This window comes from Roseomonas rosulenta (genome assembly GCF_016106005.1).
Classification (GTDB): Bacteria; Pseudomonadota; Alphaproteobacteria; order Acetobacterales; family Acetobacteraceae; genus Neoroseomonas; species Neoroseomonas rosulenta.
The window spans coordinates 1-872 of sequence record NZ_JACADR010000601.1 but is presented as its reverse complement, the minus strand read 5'-3'; the positions used below and the strand labels follow the sequence as shown (position 1 = coordinate 872).

1 protein-coding gene is annotated in these 872 nt (G+C 67.0%); it reads left to right on the top strand.

What is annotated here, in order from left to right:
• Positions 1 to 119: 119 nt before the first annotated feature.
• On the top strand, positions 120 to 872 hold a 753-nt coding region (gene istA / locus HW578_RS27150; RefSeq protein WP_198373800.1), incomplete at its 3' end, for an IS21 family transposase.

The following is an 872-nucleotide window of genomic DNA, read 5'->3' as shown; positions in this document are numbered from 1 at the left end:
TGTGAACGGCGGAGAGAAAGTCGGCCACTGGAGCGGCGGCGTGATGCTGCTGCGGGCGGAGTAAAACCCGTCCAGTGGTGGGCGTCCTACCTTGATGGATCAGGTTGGGGCGCCGGGAGATGTTCGTGGTGGAGACCTACGCGGCGGTCCGGCGGTTCGTGTTCATGGAGGGGCATAGTCGTCGGGAGGCGGCCCGGGTTTTTGGGTTGAGCCGGGACACGGTTGCCAAGATGTGTCGGTATTCTGCGCCGCCTGGGTATGTGCGGACGCGGCCGCCCGACAAGCCGAAGCTGGGTCTGCTGATGCCGGTGATCGAGGCGATCCTGGAGGCGGACCGGTCGGCGCCGCCCAAGCAGCAGCACACGGCCAAACGGATCTTCGAGCGGCTGCGCGACGAGCATGGCTATGGCGGCGGCTACACGGTGGTGAAGGATCATGTGCGGCGGCAGCGGGCGCGCGGGCGAGAGGTCTTCGTGCCGCTGTCGCATCCGCCGGGCCATGCGCAGGTGGATTTCGGCGAGGCGGTGGCGGTGATCGGCGGGGTTCGCCAGAAGGTTCACTTCTTCTGCCTGGACCTGCCGCAGTCGGACGCCTGCTTCGTGAAGGCCTATCCGCGGGAGACGACGGAGGCGTTCCTCGATGGGCACGTCTGTGCCTTCGCGTTCTTTGGCGGCGTGCCGAGGTCGATCCTGTACGACAACCTCAAGCTGGCGGTGGCCAGGATCTGCGGCGACGGCAAGCGCGAGCGGACGCGGGCCTTTACCGGGCTGGTCAGCCACTACCTGTTCCAGGATCGGTTCGGCCGGCCGGGCAAGGGCAACGACAAGGGCAAGGTGGAGGGGCTGGTGAAGTTCGCCCGCTCCAACTTCCTG